General features: G+C 64.0%; 15 protein-coding genes. 5 read left to right on the top strand and 10 right to left on the bottom strand.

What is annotated here, in order from left to right; all coding sequences use genetic code 11:
* Window positions 1-11: 11 nt before the first annotated feature.
* From KG722_RS03460 to KG722_RS03445, 4 genes are all read right to left on the bottom strand, one after another.
* On the bottom strand, window positions 12-281 hold the full coding sequence (locus KG722_RS03460; RefSeq protein ID WP_213269501.1) for a hypothetical protein: 270 nt from the start codon (window positions 279-281) through the stop codon (window positions 12-14).
* Between the two features lie 84 nt (window positions 282-365).
* The gene (locus KG722_RS03455; protein ID WP_213269499.1) at window positions 366-713 is read right to left on the bottom strand and encodes an ArsC/Spx/MgsR family protein; all 348 of its coding nucleotides are present in this window, start codon (window positions 711-713) and stop codon (window positions 366-368) included.
* Between the two features lie 294 nt (window positions 714-1,007).
* A complete protein-coding gene (locus KG722_RS03450) occupies window positions 1,008-1,388 on the bottom strand; it encodes a hypothetical protein (protein WP_213269497.1) in 381 nt (126 codons plus the stop codon).
* Between the two features lie 144 nt (window positions 1,389-1,532).
* Window positions 1,533-2,411: a CoA ester lyase gene (locus KG722_RS03445; protein WP_213269495.1), complete on the bottom strand. Its 879-nt coding sequence runs from the start codon at window positions 2,409-2,411 to the stop codon at window positions 1,533-1,535.
* Between the two features lie 92 nt (window positions 2,412-2,503).
* On the opposite strand from KG722_RS03445, the gene KG722_RS03440 reads away from it, so the two are divergent.
* Entirely contained in the window at window positions 2,504-3,631 is a 1,128-nt protein-coding gene (locus KG722_RS03440) for a serine hydrolase domain-containing protein (RefSeq protein WP_213269493.1), read from the top strand.
* A 3-nt stretch (window positions 3,632-3,634) separates the two neighbouring features.
* Window positions 3,635-4,252, top strand: coding sequence for a LysE family translocator (locus KG722_RS03435; RefSeq protein ID WP_213269491.1), 618 nt, complete (start codon window positions 3,635-3,637; stop codon window positions 4,250-4,252).
* A 125-nt stretch (window positions 4,253-4,377) separates the two neighbouring features.
* Here KG722_RS03435 and rarD read toward each other — a convergent pair whose 3' ends face one another.
* A complete protein-coding gene (gene rarD, locus KG722_RS03430) occupies window positions 4,378-5,289 on the bottom strand; it encodes an EamA family transporter RarD (RefSeq protein ID WP_213269489.1) in 912 nt (303 codons plus the stop codon).
* Window positions 5,290-5,422: 133 nt separating this feature from the next.
* Window positions 5,423-7,918: a TonB-dependent receptor gene (locus KG722_RS03425; protein WP_213269487.1), complete on the bottom strand. Its 2,496-nt coding sequence runs from the start codon at window positions 7,916-7,918 to the stop codon at window positions 5,423-5,425.
* Between the two features lie 274 nt (window positions 7,919-8,192).
* On the opposite strand from KG722_RS03425, the gene KG722_RS03420 reads away from it, so the two are divergent.
* The gene (locus KG722_RS03420; protein WP_213269485.1) at window positions 8,193-9,698 is read left to right on the top strand and encodes a sulfotransferase; all 1,506 of its coding nucleotides are present in this window, start codon (window positions 8,193-8,195) and stop codon (window positions 9,696-9,698) included.
* A gap of 60 nt (window positions 9,699-9,758) precedes the next feature.
* The gene (locus tag KG722_RS03415; RefSeq protein ID WP_213269483.1) at window positions 9,759-10,775 is read left to right on the top strand and encodes an aldo/keto reductase; all 1,017 of its coding nucleotides are present in this window, start codon (window positions 9,759-9,761) and stop codon (window positions 10,773-10,775) included.
* Window positions 10,776-10,898: 123 nt separating this feature from the next.
* Here KG722_RS03415 and KG722_RS03410 read toward each other — a convergent pair whose 3' ends face one another.
* Window positions 10,899-13,403 (bottom strand): DNA translocase FtsK, encoded by a 2,505-nt coding sequence (locus KG722_RS03410; RefSeq protein ID WP_213269481.1) that lies wholly within the window; start codon window positions 13,401-13,403, stop codon window positions 10,899-10,901.
* A 204-nt stretch (window positions 13,404-13,607) separates the two neighbouring features.
* Window positions 13,608-14,969 carry an ammonium transporter gene (locus KG722_RS03405; RefSeq protein ID WP_213269479.1) on the bottom strand — a complete coding sequence of 454 codons (1,362 nt, stop codon included), beginning with the start codon at window positions 14,967-14,969 and terminating at the stop codon, window positions 13,608-13,610.
* Window positions 14,970-15,188: 219 nt separating this feature from the next.
* Here KG722_RS03405 and KG722_RS03400 point away from each other — a divergent pair, with 219 nt between their 5' ends.
* Complete coding sequence (locus KG722_RS03400) at window positions 15,189-16,424, top strand: FAD-dependent monooxygenase (RefSeq protein WP_213269477.1); 1,236 nt, start codon at window positions 15,189-15,191, stop codon at window positions 16,422-16,424.
* Window positions 16,425-16,435: 11 nt separating this feature from the next.
* Here KG722_RS03400 and KG722_RS03395 read toward each other — a convergent pair whose 3' ends face one another.
* Together KG722_RS03395 and KG722_RS03390 are read right to left on the bottom strand one after the other, a co-directional pair.
* Window positions 16,436-16,741 (bottom strand): DUF971 domain-containing protein, encoded by a 306-nt coding sequence (locus KG722_RS03395; protein WP_213269475.1) that lies wholly within the window; start codon window positions 16,739-16,741, stop codon window positions 16,436-16,438.
* Window positions 16,738-16,995 carry a Trm112 family protein gene (locus tag KG722_RS03390; RefSeq protein ID WP_213269472.1) on the bottom strand — a complete coding sequence of 86 codons (258 nt, stop codon included), beginning with the start codon at window positions 16,993-16,995 and terminating at the stop codon, window positions 16,738-16,740. The genes KG722_RS03395 and KG722_RS03390 overlap by 4 nt, the downstream gene beginning before the upstream one ends.
* Window position 16,996 lies beyond the last annotated feature (1 nt).

Below are 16,996 nucleotides of genomic sequence, written 5' to 3'. Positions count from 1 at the left end.
GGTTCCGGCGCTTAACTCCAGAAGCGCTCGGGAACGCCCATGACGGTTTCAGCAAACAGCTGCAGGTGCGGGTTGGCCGAAACGAAGGCTGAATGCAGGAGTGGGACGCAGGCTAGCGTGACGGCCGCCGTGCCGAGGACACAGGCCATCATCTGCTGGTCGCGCCGCTCGGAGAATTCCTCAAAGGCCCGGTTCCCCATGAGAAGCCAGGGCAGCCCGAAGGCGGCGAAGGCCGAAAAGGCAAGGAGAAGACCGGCAGTAGATAGGGCGATGAGCAACATGGGAGCCGTTATCGCCGAGCAAGGCTGAGAAAGCGCGAAGCCAATCGATCAAATTTGACCGAATTGGCTCCTGAAGCCCTGAAATCACGCGATTTCGAGCAGTTTCTCATTCGGGCGGCCGAGCACCGCTTTCTTGCCGTTCAGGCCGATTGGGCGCTGGATGAGCTTCGGGTTCTCTGCCATCGCGGCGTAGACTTCCGCGTCAGGCGCAGTTTCGGCGAGGCCGGCGGCTGCGGCGTCCTTCTCGCGAAGGAAGGCTCGGGGGGATTTGGTGCCCATCTTTTTGGCGATGTCTTTCAGTTCCTCTACGCTAAGGCGTTCGGCAGCGCTCATGTATTTGCGGATCTGCGGCTCGATTCCATTGGCTTTGAGAAGCTCCAGCCCCTTCTTCGACGAGCCGCAACCGGGATTGTGGATGAGGATGTAGGTCATGGGAGATCTCCTGAGCATTGCCTGGAATGGAGGTAGGAGCCTTTGGGCGCGTGTCGAGGGGGCCAGTTCGGTCAGCAGCGGCGAAGCGCCCTTATCCTCCTGCGCCAAGCAGGGGAGGTGTCTACATCGGTCCTATCCTCCTCGGACACATCGACCAGAAGAAACGCCTGAACTGTATCAAGCCAAGCAGACCACGGAACACGCCGTGAAAACTGTCACCCATCTGCCCGGTCTAAAACGTTACCTATGTCCCCGGTTGCACAGCGCGAGAGGGACGGAGAATTCCGCCAAGCGTCAGGAGGTGTTGGTGGTGAGGGTGCGACAGGCGGCGTTTGTCAGTTCCCGGAGGAGGCTGAAGGCAGTCTCGCTGAGAGCGCGGTGGGCGCCGGGAGTTTTGCCGGTCGAGGTCGGCGGTGGGCGCGGACCGGGCGCAAGCTTTGCCTTCGCCGGCGGCGGCCTTGCCGGAGGGCGCCTTGGAGTGGGTATTCCCAGCGTGCTGGCGATCAGAAGGACAGTGCGGCGCGTGATATAGCCCAGCGCGTGGCGCGAGGGGTGCTCGGGGAGACGGCGAAGGGCAATTTTGATGAACGCGACCAGCGCCAAGATGAAGAACCGCGCCCGTCCGAGCAGCTCGTTCAGTGCATAGTATTCCGGGAGCTGAGAATTCGGATCCATGCCGGAGAGAGAACTGCATGGGCTTGGAGCGAGCGGAGAAGATGACCCCAATTTCCTGATACGGAACTGGTATAATTGGGTTTTTAAGGCGCGTGACTTGGGTAAAGGGCGCCTTCCAGGGCGCCCCTCCCCCAGCACCCGTTTTCAGGCAAGCGCGCGGATGGCAGCGTCCATCTCCACGACGCGGCGGGCTTCTTCCAGGTGCAGGAGCTCTGTCATCTTGCCGTTAACCTTCAGGACGCCCTTCCCCGCATTGGCGGGGTCGGCGAAGGCTTCAATGACGGCCTTGGCCTGTTCCACATCATGGGGGCTCGGGGCGAAGATGCGGTTGGCTTCTTTCAGCTGGGAGGGGTGGATCAGCGTCTTTCCGTCAAAGCCGAGATCGCGGCCCTGTTCGCATTCATTGCGGAAACCGTTCTCGTTCTTGATGTCGTTATAGACGCCGTCGATCGCCACAAGGCCATATGCGCGGGCGGCGGCGACGGAGAGCTGGAGCGCGGCCTGGAAGGCAAGCCGGTCGGCTGTCATCCGGGCACGGTATTCCTTGGCCAGATCATTCGTGCCCATGACGAAGGTGGTGAGATGCGTGCCGATCGACGCTGCGGCGATGTCCTTGATGGAGAGGATCGCCAGCGGCGTTTCGATCATCACCCAAAGGGCCGTGGAGTCCGGCGCGCCCGCTTCCTTCAGGAGGGTGCTGAGGCGTTCGATATCGCGGGGGCCGGTCACCTTGGGCGCGAGAATGGCATGGGCGCCGGACGTGGCGATTGCGCGCAGATCGTCATGACCCCATGGCGTGTCGAGGCCATTCATGCGGATGACGATCTCGCGCTGGCCATACCCGCCTACAGATACAGCCGCGCGGACGGCGTCGCGGGCCTCTTGCTTGGCGTCGGGGGCGACGGCATCTTCCAGGTCCAGGATCAGCGTGTCGGCGGGCAGCTCGCGGGCCTTTTCCAGGGCGCGGGCGTTGGCGCCGGGCATGTAGAGGCAGGAGCGGCGGGGACGGTGCGGGGTGGACATGGGGCTTGCCTCCTTGACGGACAGGGTTCTCATGGGGTCGAAGGGGTGGCCTGTTTCCAGCCTGAAATCAATGTGACAGCGGAGCCTTTTGAATGACCGACACGCCCGTTTCCGGCTTTGTTGCCCCCGGCTTTGAGCCAGTCAGGGAAGCCTTCGAGGCAAACTTTGCCAGCGGCGAGGAACAGGGTGCGTGTTTTGCTCTGCGCATCGGCGGCGAGACGCTGGTGGACATTCGCGGCGGATGGGCCGACCGGGCAAAGGAACGCCTATGGGACGAGACGACCATCGTACCGATCTATTCAGCGACCAAGGGAATCTCGGCGCTGGTGCTGGCGATGGCAGTGGAGAGCCTTCCCGCAGGCTATGAGACGCCCGTCTGCGATGTCTGGCCGGAATTTGTCGCTGAAGGCAAAGGCGGGGTGACGATCGGCCAGATGGCAAGCCATCAAGCGGGGCTGCCGGGCTTTGAATCGGAAATCGACCCGGCGATCTGGCTGGACCCGCCCATCTGCGCCGCCGCAATTGCCGCCCTACCCCCGATGTGGCCGCCGGGTACCGCGCATGGCTATCACCCGCTGACCTGGGGCTACATGCTGGGCGAGGTGGTCGAACGTATCACCGGGCGCACAGTGGGTGCGATCCTGAAAGAGGACATCTGCGGGCCGGCAGGTATCGATTTCCAGATTGGCCTGCCTGAGAAAGACGAGCCGCGCGTGGGCGACATGCTGCGGCCGAGGACGCTGGCGCCGCTGGGCAACCTGACGCCGGAGCGCCGGGCGGCGTTTGTCTACAAATGGTCTTCGCCCGACCGGGCCGGGCGGACCTGGCGGGAGATTGAGATCCCCTCTGCCAACGGCCATGGCACGGCGCTTGGCGTGGCGAGCCTTTACGAGGCCTATGCGCGCGGCGGCACGGTGGCCGGGGGAAAGACGCTTCTGCGGGGCGACACGCTGGAGGCGCTGATCCGGCCGCGCGTGGACGGGCCCGACCTTGTGTTGCCGATGCCGACGAAATTCGGCGCGGGCATCATGATCAACAACCATGGCAGTTTCGGCCCCAACCCCGAGACGCTCGGCCACTCGGGCTGGGGCGGGTCGATGGCTATTGCCGATCCGGCGCGCGAGCTGGCGGCGGCCTATGTGATGAACCGGCAGTCGTCCTCGCTGGTGGGTGATCCGCGCGCAGCGCGGCTTGTGGAGGCGGCTTATGGCTGTCTGTGAGTGATGCTCGGCGGGCTGGACTGGGCCGCATTCCTCTTTGCCGTCGCCATCATTGAGCTGACGCCCGGCCCGAACATGGGCTGGCTGGCGGCGCTGACCCTGAAAGAGGGACGCAAGGCCGGGTTTGCGGCAGTTGCCGGGATTGCGTCCGGCCTGTCGCTGCAGCTTCTGGCGGCCGTTACCGGCCTCACCGCGCTGATTGCGAGCGCGCCGGCGGTGCTGACCGCGCTGCACTGGGCCGGGGTGGCGTTCATGCTGTATCTGGCAGCTGACGCGCTGATGGACAAGGGCGCGGGCGGGCCAGTGGATGGGGCGGGAGGGCGTGGCTTCCGGCGCGGGTTCATCGCCAATGTGCTCAATCCCAAGGCGCTGGCGTTCTATGTACTGCTGATCGGGCAGTTCGTGGACCCGGCGAACGGGCCGGTCTGGATGCAAAGCCTCGTGCTGGGGCTGATCCATCTGACGGTGGCGACGCTCGTTCATATCGGGATCGTGCTGCTGGCGAGCCAGCTGGGCGGGCGGCTGGAGCGCTGGCGCACCTCGCTGGGCGCGCGGCTGACCTTTGCGTCCATGCTGGCAGCGATTGCGATCTGGCTGGCGCTGATGCCGCCGCGAGGCTGATCCTGTTGCTGGCACGCCAGTTGCAGAGGGAGAGACGGATCTGGAGCTCTCCATGTCCGTCATGCGATTATCTTGCAGCGGTCTCCCGAGGGAGGCCGCTGTTTTCTTGGCGCGTTCAGGCAGATTCAGGCAGGCCGCGCGGTGCGCGCTAGGCGGCGGGCCTTGGCGTCGCCCATCAGGCTGTCGGCGGTGAAGACGACAAGCGCCGTCCAGATGAAGCCGAAGGCAACGGCGTGGGTCATCCCGAAACCTTCCTTGAAGACGAGCACTGCAATCAGGAACTGAATGGTCGGACCGATATACTGCATCATGCCGATGGTGGAGAAGCGCAGGCGCTTGGCGGCGAGGGCGTAGAGGATCAGCGGGATCGCCGTGATCGGGCCCGCCGCCATCAGGAGCGGAATGTCAGTGCCCCCTTCCCCCATCCAGCGGCCTTCGGGCTGGGTGGTGGCAAACCAGATGAGCCAGCCGAGCGCGACCGGGGCCAGCAGCGCGACCTCGACGAGGAAGCCGGCGCGGCTGTCGATGGCAACCTTCTTGCGGATGACCGAATAGCAGGCGAAAGTGATGCAGAGGATGAGCGCCACCCAGGGAACGCGCCCGAAGGCGAAGGCCATGACACCGACACCAATGGCGGCGATGGCGACAGCGACCCATTGGGCCGGGCGTAGCGTCTCGGAGAAGATCAGCATGCCGAACAGAACGTTGACGAGCGGGTTGATGTAATAGCCCAGCGACGCTTCCATCGTGCGCCCCGCATTGACCGCCCAGATATAGATCGCCCAGTTCACGCCGATCAGCAGGCCCGACAGAGTGAGCCATTTGAGGTTGCTGCCAGTGAAGGCGGCGCGCACGTCCCGCCAGTTAGCGGCAATCGCGATGAAGAGGATGGCGGTGGGAACTGACCAGATGACCCGGTGGGCCAGAAGCTCCAGGGCGCCGATATGCTGCATGGCGCGGATGTAAAGCGGCAGGCTCCCCCAGATCAGGTAGGAGAGAAGCGCGGCGGGAAATCCAAGGCGAAGGGCGGGGCTCATGGCGGCGTGCTATATGCCTGGCCGCTAGCTTCCGCCACCCGGAATATGCGCCGCTGGGCGCTGGCTCTCCGAAAGTGAAAAGGCCGCCCCGTGTGAGGGGCGGCCTTTCCGGTTGGGCATTCTTCCCCTGGGGTTATTCGCCGAACTTGTAGTTGGCCCGGATGCCGATCGCGCGCGGCGCGCCGACATAGGTGTAGAAGGAGCGGGTGAATACCGGACCGCCATCACTGTCGGTGAGGACTTGGTTGAAGAGGGGCGAGCTGACAACGCCGGTTTCGTAGTATTCGTCAAAGAGGTTGTTGACAAAGAGCGTCGCCTGCCACTTGCCTGCATCATACACCGCCGAGGCGTTGGCAACGCCATAGCTGCCGAGCGTCAGACCGCCGCCGAGATCCCCGGTACGGCTGAGCACATCTCCCTGCCAGGCATAACCGCCATTGATGGTCAGTGTACGGCCCGAGGGCAGGTCATGCACATAAGAGCCGAAGATCGAGAACTGGTCTTCGGGCGAACCCGGAAGCCGGTCGCCGTCCTGGCCATCAAGGAGGACCGTGCCGAAGCCCGGCGGCGAGATCGTGCCCACTAGGCCGGGAGCAGGGGCCGTAAGAGACGCCTCCGAATGGCTGTAGCTGCCGCGTACGGAGAAGTCTTCCGTGACGAGCCAGTTGCCGCTGAGTTCGAAGCCTTTTGATTCGGCGCCATCTGCGTTGACCGTGATCGGGATGGAGGCGTTGATGGTGGCCGAGGTGAGCTGGGGATCAGTCCATTCGACATAATAGACCGCGCCGTTAAGCGTGACGCGTCCGCCGGCTAGGGTCGACTTGAAGCCGAGCTCATAGTTTGTTGTCGTGTCCGGCAGGTACTGGCTTTCGTCCCGTGTTGAGATGTCGCCCGCGCCCGGGCCAAATTGCTGGCCCGGAAGCAGCGCGCAGGCGCCCTGCTGGTTGTCGGTGGGATCATAGGCCGGGCAGACGGCCACCCCGTTCTGGTTGCCTATCCGGTAGCCTTCCGACACCGTGACATAGCCGAGCAGGTCTTCCGTAAACTGATAGGCGGTGTTGAACTTGAACAGCGTTCCTTCGTCCGACTGGCCGGTCCGCTCTGTGCCATTGGGGCTGCCGGCGGCAAAGTCGGACCGCAGGCTGTCCTCCAGCGAGCTGACGCCGACCGGGAGGAAGCCGGGGTCAAACAAGGGGAAGTCGACATCGCTGAAGGATTCAAGATCGTACTGGTAATAGCGCCCGCCGACCGCGACCGTCCATTTGTCGGTGATCTCGTAGCCGATCTCACCGAAGAGGGCGGATTCCTCGAGCTTGGAAAAGGCCTGCGAATAATATTCAAGATCGTCCGGGCGGTTGAAGCCGGCAAATGCTGCATAGCCCGGCGTGTATTCGGCTGAATAGCCAGCGCCTTCAAACTGGTTGTAGAACGCGCCCACGATCCAGCTGAGCGGACCTTCCGTGGTCGAGACCAGCCGGAGTTCCTGGTTGATGCGGGCTTCCCTGCCCTTCTCCCGCGTGAAGGAGGTGAAGGTGGGGAAGGCTTCGTAGCTATATTCCAGAGTAATGAGGAGATCGGTCTGGTCGCGCTGGCCGACATCATTGAAGCGGGAATAGCCCGTCGCAGAGGTCAGCTCGGCAAAGCCGAGATCGGCGACGACTTCGAGCGCGAGAAGCTGGTTTGTGATCTCGTTTGGCTCTTCGACGCGCTTGGCGAGTTCATAATCCCCGGCCGGAACGGTGGAGCGGGCGCTGGAGCCACGCCGGCCACCGATATCTGACTGCTGTAGATAATAGGTGAGCGTTGTATCGAGCCACGGCAGAGGCTCCCAGCGCGCGGCAAGTCGGGCCGAGATCGTTTCCTCGCTGTCGGCATCGGTGATGCGGCGAAGGTTTGCGGCAACATCGGCCGGATCAGAAAAGTCCGGGTCGGGATCAGAAACGCCGATTTCGCGCACTACGAAGGGATAGTCGATGAAGCCGGAATCATTCTCGAAATCGATCGAGCCGCGGATTGCGAAGTTCGGGGCGAGCGCCTTGTTGAAGGTGGCGCCGGTGTCATAGGAGACGTCATCGGCCTCCGAATACTGGTAAAGCTCCGTGCGCACTTCAAACGTGTCGCCCGCAAAGTCCGGCTTCTTCGGGATGTATCGGATGGCGCCACCAAGCGTTCCGGCGCCGTAGAGCGTACCCTGGGGCCCGAGCAGCACTTCGACACGCTCAAGGTCGTTGAGCTTGAGGTCGAGATAGACAGGGACTTCGCCAATATAGGTGGCGACCGTGCCACCGCCATTATTGTTGCCATCGCCCGAGCCGAGGCCGTCGGCATTGAGGCCGCGCACGATCAGCGGGTTGCCCTGGCGACCGCCCCGGTCAACGATGTTGATGCCGGGAACATAGGCGAGCACGTCAGCCAGTTCGTCGAAGCCCTGCTCCGTAATCTGCTGATCACCCACTGCCGAAATGTTGAGCGGAATGTCCTGGACGCTTTCGGCCCGGCGGGTGGCCGTGACCGTGACGGCCTCGACGCGCAATTCGTCTTCGGTGTCTTCCTGGGCGGTGGCTGGTAGAACCAGACCTGTGGCCATAACTGCGGCGCTTGCCGACAGGAGCAGATATTTCCGGATCATCCTTGTACCTTTTTCTGGTCGTTTTTTCGTTCTCTGGACGTGACCAGAAGCTGTGCACCCCGGCGGGGCGGCAAGGGTGGCTGCGGGCGCGGGTTTGATTTTTCCGGCGTGTGCAGCAAAGTGCATCGCCATTGCCCAAAACTGATGCAGCCCAAGGAGACTGACCCTGCAGGAGACCTTTTCCAGCACGCGCTCGGCTGACCCAAGGCTCGCAGAAGCCGCGCGCCTCCTGCGGTTGCAGGCCTATAGGGAAGCACACGCGCTATGCCTGGCTGTGCTGAAAGACGCCCCGCATACGGCTGAGGCCTACTACCTGCTCGGCCAGCTGGCCCTCGACCATGACAATACCGGCAAGGCCGAAGAACTGTTTGCGATTGCGGCGGGGTTTGACCCCGGCAATGCCAGCGCGCTGGCCCAGCAGGCGCGCTGCCTTCTGGCGCTGAGCCGGCGCACGGAAGCAATTGACTGCGCGCGCGCAGCCGGCGCCTTGTCGCCGGAAGATGCATTCACTCTGGACACGATCGGCGTGGTGATGAGCAGGGCGGGGCTGCATGGGCAGGCCCTGCCCTTCTATGCCGGGGCCACGGCGGCAGAGCCTCTCAATGCCGGGTATCAGTACAATCACGGCGCGGCGCTGCAGTTTGCCGGCGACCTTGACGGCGCCCGGGAGGCCTATCGCGCGTGCGCTGCGGCAGATGCCGCTGACACGCGGGGGTTGCCTTCGCTGGTGCAGATCACCCGACAGACGGCGGAGGATAACGCAATTGCGGCGCTGGAAGAGATGTTCGGGCGGCAGGGGCAGGACGCCGACGCGGCGCTGCGGATCGGCCATGCCCTCGCCAAGGCCTGTGAAGACCTCGGCCTGCCGGGTGAGGCGCTTGCGTGGCTGGCGCGGGCAAAGGACGGAAAGCGGCGCCTGATCCGGCATGAGCCTCAGCGGGATGCGGCACTGTTTGAGGCGGCGGCGCGCGCGGCGGGCGCGATGCCGGTCCAGCGAAGGGAAAGTGCTGGCGGGCCGGTGTTCATCTGCGGGATGCCGCGGACGGGGACGACGCTGGTGGACCGCATCCTTTCGAGCCACAGCGCCCTCTCCCCTGCCGGAGAGCTCTCGGATTTTGCCCTCGGCCTGAAGCGGATGGCCCGGACGCCGTCGAACCTTGTGCTTGATCCTGAAACGCTGGACGCGGCCGGCAGGATTGATCTCTCCGCCCTCGGAGCAGCGTATCTGGAAAGCGTTCGCGCCTCCCTCGGTCTCGCGGGACGGTTTACCGACAAGATGCCGCTGAACATCCTTTTGGCGCCGGTGATCCTGGCAGCGCTGCCGGGGGCGCGGGTGATCTGCCTGCGGCGGCATCCGGCCGATACGGTGCTGTCAAACTACCGGCAGATGTTTGCGACGAGCTTCTCCTATTACAACTATGCCTACACGCTGGAGGATACCGCCCGCTACTATGCCGGGTTTGACCGGCTGGTGCGACACTATGAACAGGTTCTGCCGCCGGAGCGGTTCACCGTGGTCCATTATGAACAGGTCGTTGGCGATCTGGAGACGGAGACGCGGCGCCTCCTGGACTTCTGCGGTCTGCCGTTTGAAGCCGCCTGCCTTGCCTTTCACGAGAATGCTGCGCCGGTGGCGACCGCCTCCTCTGCGCAGGTGCGCGAGCCGCTTTACACCTCGGCGCTGGCAAGGTGGCGCCGGTATGAGGCGGGGCTGGCGCCGGCGCTGGATATCCTGGAGGCAGAAGGGTGCCTTCCCCCGGGAGAGCGCGGGCGGGGGTGACTGGCGCTTGGCGCGGGCGGCGTTAGGGTGGCGCCAGAAAATCAATCCGGGAGAAACACCATGCAACATCGCCGCCTTGGCAAGAGCGCCATCTATGTGTCCGACATCTGCATGGGCACCATGACCTTCGGCACCCAGACCGACGAGAAGGAAGCCTTCCGCATTCTCGATGCAAGCCTCGACGCCGGGATCAACTTCTTTGACACGGCCGAAAATTATCCTGTGCCGCCCGACATCAAGTATGGCGGGCTGACCGAGGAGATTTTCGGGCGCTGGATGAAGACCAAGGACCGCGACCGGATCATCCTGGCCACGAAAGTCTGCGGCCCTTCGCATGGCTGGATCAAGGGATCACAGCGGGGCGAGATGACCGCGCTCGACCGGCACAATATCCGCCGGGCGGTAGAGGCGAGCCTGACCCGTCTTCAGACAGACTATATCGACCTCTACCAGACCCATTGGCCCGATCATGGAACAGCCTTTGACGAAACGATGGAGACACTCGATGACCTCGTGCGCGAAGGCTATGTGCGGATTGTCGGCTGTTCCAATGAGGACGCCTGGGGGCTAATGAAATCGATCGAGACGTCCAGCCGTCTCGGCACGGTGCGTTACCAGACGATCCAGAACAATTTCTCGCTGAACAATCGCCGATTTGAAGACGCGCTGTCGAAGATCTGCGAGCGCGAGGGGGTGAGCCTCATTCCCTATTCGCCGCTCGGCGGGGGCGTGCTTTCGGGAAAATACCAGGATGGGGCGTTTCCCGACGGCGCGCGGTTTTCCGCCTATGCCAACCGGGGCGGGCGCCATACGGCGATGGCGCAGCGCTTCGTCAACGAAAAGTCGCTGGCGGCGACGGCGCGCTATATGGAGATCGCCAGGGGCGCTGGCATCAGCCCGGTGACGCTGGCGACGGCCTGGTCGAAGCAGCACAGCTTTGTGGCGTCAACGATTGTCGGGGCTTCGAGGTTTGATCAGCTGGCGGATATTCTAGCGGCGGGCGACCTGGTGTTGCCGGCGGATGTGATGAAGGCGTGTGACAAGGTCTCCCGGGAAATACTTTATCCGATGGGGTGAGCGCTAACCTCCCGCAATCAAGCAAGACCCAATCTCCACCGCGCAAAACCAAAATGGCCCCCGCCTCCTTCTATGGAAGGCCGGGGGCCGCCCCTTGGGGGCCCACCATGGCTCGAAATGGGGTTAAGCTGCGCTGGCCTTGCCGTTGCCGCCACCGCCGGCAAGGACTTCGCGTTTGCCGGCATGGTTTGGCGCGGAGATGACGCCTTCTTCTTCGAGGCGGTCGATCAGTCCAGCGGCCTTGTTGTAGCCAACCTTCAGACGCCGCTGCAGGTAAGAGGTGGAGGCGCGCTGGTCGCGGACCACGATCTGGACGGCCTGCGAGAAGAGGCCCTCATCATCATCGCTGCCACCGCCCGTGCCGAGGATGGCATCCATCACGGCCGAGCCCGTGGAGCCGTCATCCGGCGCCTCGAGGATGTCCATGACATAGTCAGGCTCGCCCTGCTCGCGCAGCCAGTCGGCAACGGCGCCCACATCCTCATCGGCCACGAAGGGCCCATGCAGGCGCTGGGATTTCTTTCCGGGGGCCTGGTAGAGGAGGTCGCCCATGCCGAGGAGCTGCTCGGCCCCCTGCTCATTGAGGATCGTGCGGCTGTCGACCTTGTTGGTTACCATGTAGGAGATACGGGTCGGGAAGTTGGCCTTGATCGTGCCGGTGATGACGTCCACGGACGGACGCTGGGTGGCGGTGATCAGGTGGATGCCGGCGGCGCGCGCCATTTGGGCGAGACGCTGGACGCAGCTTTCCACTTCCTTGCCGGCGACCAGCATGAGGTCTGCCATCTCGTCGATCACGACGACGATGTTGGGGATATGGTCGACAGGCAGGATTTCGGTTTCATAGACTGGCTTACCCCGGTCATCGAACGCGGTCTGGACCTTGCGGGTCATGTCTTCGCCGGCAGCGCGGTATTTCGCGGCCTTCTCGTTATAGCCCGCGAGGTTGCGCACGCCGGCTTTCGACATCAACTCGTAGCGGCTTTCCATCTCGCGCACGGTCCATTTGAGCGCGTTGACGGCCTTGTCTGCCTCGGTGACCACGGGCGCCAGGAGATGCGGGATCCCTTCGTAGACGGAGAGTTCGAGCTTCTTCGGGTCGATCATGATGAAGCGGCACTGCTCGGGCGTATGCCGGTAGAGCAGCGACAGGATCATGGCGTTGACGCCGACCGATTTACCAGAGCCGGTGGTACCGGCGATCAGGAGGTGGGGCATCTTGGCAAGGTCAACGACAGTCGGCACGCCGCCGATATCTTCACCCAGCGCCATGGGAAGGCTCGCGCGGTTGCCAGCATAGGCATCCGACTGGAGCAGCGAGCGCAGCCAGACCGTGTCGCGTTCTTCGTTGGGCAGCTCGATACCGATGGCGTTCTTGCCCGGCACGACCGCGACGCGGGCCGAGACGGCACTCATCGAGCGGGCGATGTCGTCGGCCAGGGAGATGACGCGGGAGGATTTGACGCCCGGAGCCGGTTCCATTTCGAACAGGGTGATCACCGGTCCGGGGCGCACTTCCTTGATGCGGCCGCGAATGCCGAATTCCTTGAGGACTTCGGAAAGGCGCGCGGCCTTGGCGATGAGAGCTTCCTCATCGATGATCTCGCGGCGCTCTTCGGGTTCCTGCAGCAGGTCTATCGACGGCAGGCGGGTGGCAGCGGCGCGGCGGCGCTCAGGCTGGGCAACCTTGGGCACCGAGGCCGAACGGGGCACCTGGGCGGGCTTGGAGAAGGTGAAGCGCGGCGGGCGGGCAGCGTCTTCGTCCTCGTCATTGGCAGCGGCGTAACCGTCTTCCTCGTCTTCGTCGTCCCAGCTCTCATCGTCTTCGTTGCGGGCGTAGGTGTCTTCGTCCTCGTCATCGAGGTCGCGCAGGTAGCGGGAGGTGGGCACATAGTCGTCATCGGACTTGATGATGAGCGTGCGCTCTTCGCGGGTGGAGGTCGTCGTGGTGGTAACGGTGTCGTGCGGCAGGGCCGGAGCGCGGGTGACGAGCTTCTGACCGATGCGCAGCAGCATGCCCCCTGCCCCGCGCGCCTGGAGGGCGCCGCGTGTGGCAGTTTCCTGGAGGAGCTGGGCATCGCGGCGGCCGAAGCCGAGAGCTGAAAGCGCGGTCCAGAGAGCGAGGCCGCCGGTGAGGAAACCAGCCCAGGCTTCCGGCGAGGGCAGCATCAGGACACGGAACGGCAGGACGGTCAGATTGAAGAGGCCGTCCCCAGCCATGCCGCCGAGACCGGCGCTCAGCGGCCAGGATTCAGGCACAGGCCAGGCCGCAAAGCAGGCGGCCGAGAGCGGCACCGAGACAGCGCCCATCACCCAGCGACGCACGCGCGGTTTGCCGACGAGCACGGCGCGCATCGCGCCGCCGATCATCAAGGCGAGGCCGGCAATCCAACCCGACCAGCCAAAGGTCTGGCGCGCAAGGTCTGCGAAGACGGCGCCGGCCGATCCGAAGAGGTTCTGGATGTCCGCGCCGGTGGCGGCGTTCCAGCTGGGATCGGTGGGCGTGTAGGAGCCGACAGCGCCGCACACGAAGACGCCGGCGCCGAACGCGGCAGCGCCTGTCAGAATTCTCCAGACGGGATCACTGACCGTGCGGAGTTCTGCGTCGCGGCTGGCATAATCTGTCATCGGTGAGGACGCTCCGTCTTGGCTCTGGTGCGGGCCTTCACCTTGCCCCTGTTAGGCTTAACGCCCTGCAAACGGACTGCGTGAAATTTGAAAGAAACTGCAATTCTGGCAGGGGTTTCGCGCAGGCGTGGAATGTGAAAGGCCCCGGCGGATCGCTCCGCCGGGGCCAATGGTCTGTGGAATTCTACTCTTGTGAGCGCTGGATCAGCGGTTGGAGAATTCCGGGTAGGCTTCCAGGCCGATCTCTGCCCGGTCGAGACCCATTTCCTCGTCTTCCTCGCTGGGACGGACACCCATCGTGAATTTGAGGGCAAGCCAGACAATCGAGGAGATGACCACAACGAAGACCGCGGTGAGCGCAACGCCGACAGCCTGACCGGCATAGCTGGCGCCGCTGTTGGTGAGCGGGACGATCATCGTGCCCCAGATGCCGCAGACAAGGTGGGCCGGGATGGCGCCAACCACGTCGTCGATCTTGAACTTGTCGAGCAGCGGCACCGTGAGGACGACAAGCACGCCGCCGACTGCGCCAATGACGACCGACATGCCCATGGAGGGAGCGAGCGGTTCGGCAGTGATCGAGACGAGGCCACCGATGGCACCATTGAAGATCATCGTGGCGTCAATCTTGCCCTTGTACATTATGGCCGTGGTGACGAGCGCCGCAAGGACGCCGCCGACTGCAGCCATGTTTGTATTGGCGAAGATCTGGGCGACCGAATTGATGTCGGCAGCGGTGCCGGCAGCAAGCTGTGAGGCACCGTTGAAACCGAACCAGCCGAACCACAGGATGAAGGTACCAAGGGCCGCAAGCGGGATGTTGGAGCCCGGCATCGGATTGACCGTGCTGCCGAAATACTTGCCTTTGCGGGCGCCGATGATGATGGCGCCGGTCAGGGCTGCCCAGCCGCCGGTCGAGTGAACGAGCGTCGATCCGGCAAAGTCGGAGAAGCTCCAGACGCTGTCGAGATAGCCGCCGCCCCACTCCCAGCTGGCAACGACCGGATAGATGAAGGCGGTCAGCACAGCGGTGAAGATGAGGAAGGGGAAAAGCTTGACGCGTTCGGCCACGGTGCCCGAGACGATCGAGGCGGCAGTGGCGACGAACACCATCTGGAAGAACCAGTCAGATGCCGGGGCGTAGCCGCTCTCGGACTCAAGGGAGACGTCCCCGCCGCTCCAGAAGGCGAAATTGGTCGGCAACAGGCCGCTGAAGAGGGTCGCATCGCCCGGATAGGCGAGGTTGTAGCCGGTGAGCCAGAACATCAGTCCGGCAACGGCGAACAGGGTTACGTTCTTGGTGGACTGCATCGCAGCGTTCTTCGAACGCACGAGGCCTGCCTCCAGCATGCAGAAACCCGCCGCCATGAACATGACGATCAGGCCGCCAATCAGGAACAGATAGCTGTTGTCCACATAGGCGCTGGCGCTTCCGGCCACCGTCTCTTCGAGCGCGGCCAGACGTGCTGCCACATCATCTTCCTGCGCAAATGCCATGCCTGCGGTGAGCAGTGCCAGCGGAGCAAGCATCGCCCCGCGGATCCATCGTCCAATCATTTGGCCCATTGGCCCCTCCTTACTTGCCATTTCGTCACGCAGAGCCCGGTTGACCCCCAGCGCTCTCCCACCGCGATATGATTGTGCCTGCCCGGAAAAGTCGCACATGACGCAAAGGCGGCATCCGATTCAGCCGCATGCTGGTCAGAACTTGTGCAGAGATGCGGCCAATCGCCCAAACGGGCGCCATCACTGGACCCGAAGGGCTGCCAGAGCTACCTGATTTACATGTCAGACACTCCGATCCCCGCCCCTCTCGAGGCTGACCTTGCGGTCATCGGTGCCGGACCGGTCGGCACCTTGCTGGCGGTTCTGGCTGCCAGGGCCGGGCTGCGCACCGTGCTAGTGGATGCGCGCCCGGAAACAGGCACGCCTGCTACAGATACACGCAGTTTTGCGATTGTGCGCGGCAGCTGGCGGATGCTCGGCGCGGCGGGGGTTCAGGCCGATCTGGAAGGCCTGACCGAGCCCCTCAACGGGCTGGAGGCGGTCGATGGTGGCACCCACTGGTTTGGCGCGCCCTGGGCGGCGTTCTCCAGTACCGATCTGCCAGACGGCGGCGGCGAACCGCTTGGCGAACTGGTGCCGGCCGCCGCGCTGCAGGCCGCGCTCGACCGTCAGGCAGGCGCAACCAGTGGTCTCGTCTGGAAGCGGGGCGCCCGTTTTTCAGGCTATGACGCCCTCCCCTCTGGCGCAGCGGTGCGGCTTGAGGGCGGAGACCGCGTGCGCTGCGCGCTGATTGCAGCGTGTGACGGGATGCAGTCAGCGGTGCGCCAGGCAGCCGGGATCGGCACTGAAGGGCGCAGCTATGGCAAATCGGTGTTTGCCGCAGACGTGCAGCTCTCCCGGCCGCATGGCGGGATCGCCCGGCAGCTGTTTACCCCCGAAGGCCCGTTTGCGACCCTTCCCCTGCCCGGCAACCGGGCCAACCTTGCCTGGTACATGAAGACCGGTGCCGCCGAGACGCTGACGAAGATGCCGGTGGAGGCCATCGAGGCTGAACTGAACGCGCGGTTTGCAGAGTTTGCAGGGCCGATGACGCTGGACGGGCCGCCGCTCGCCTATCCGCTGGTGATGCAGATTGCCCGCGACATGACCGGGCCGCGCGTGGCGCTGCTGGGCGACGCGGCGCGGCGTATCAACCCGCTGGCCGGACAAGGCCTCAATCTCGGCTTCAAGGATGCCGCGGCCCTTTATGATGTGATCCTTGAGGCGCGCGAGGTGGGCCTTGATCCGGGGAGCGAGACCGTGCTGGCTCGCTACCGCGAATGGCGCCGGTTTGACTCAGCCTCCACCGCCCTCTTCATGGACGCCGTCGACCGGACCTTCTCCAATGACAATGTGCTGCTCAAGCCGCTGCGGTCGCTCGCGCTGACAGCGGCCAACAGGATTGCGCCGGTGCGCCAGGCCCTTGCCCGGCAGGCGAGCGCCGATCAGGAAAGCCTTCCCAGCCTGATGCGTTGAATGCCCAATTTCTAGTCTCTGATCGTCAGGGCACGGATAATATTCCATGTGTAGAGACCGCTGGAATGGCCGTCGGAAAAAAAGAGGCGCACGGCGTAGCGCCCGACCGGCTCTGCCTTGACGACGCGGATATCATCCGGGACGATCGGCGGGGGTGGTTTCGGCCCGCCGCCATGGCCCTGGACTTCCGCAGACGGACTTTCCAGGCGCAGCGTGCGATAGTCCACGCGGCCCGAGCGGCCATCCTCGAATTCGGCCAGGAGCTCCTGCGCGCCTGCGCGGAAGGCAAGCTTGACCGGCCAAGACTGGGCGTTCATGGCGAAGGGGTTTCCAGGCCGCCGCTATCCTCATCGAGGTCGCGGGCTTCTTCTTCCAGCATAATGGGTATGCCGCCCCGGATGGGGAAAGCGAGACGCGCATTCTTCGAGACAAGCTCATTGCGCGATCGGTCATAGGCCAGCGGCTGGCGGGTGACCGGGCAGATCAGTATTTCGAGCAGGCGTGGATCAACGCCGTTTGGCGTGAAGGCAGCTGTCTCGTCGCGCGGCGTATCTTCAGGCAGCTCGCTCATG

Source organism: Hyphomonas sp. (genome assembly GCF_018402285.1).
In the GTDB taxonomy this organism is placed as follows: Bacteria; Pseudomonadota; Alphaproteobacteria; order Caulobacterales; family Hyphomonadaceae; genus Hyphomonas.
Note: the sequence above shows the minus strand (reverse complement) of the source record. Positions and strands in the feature narration are given on the sequence as shown.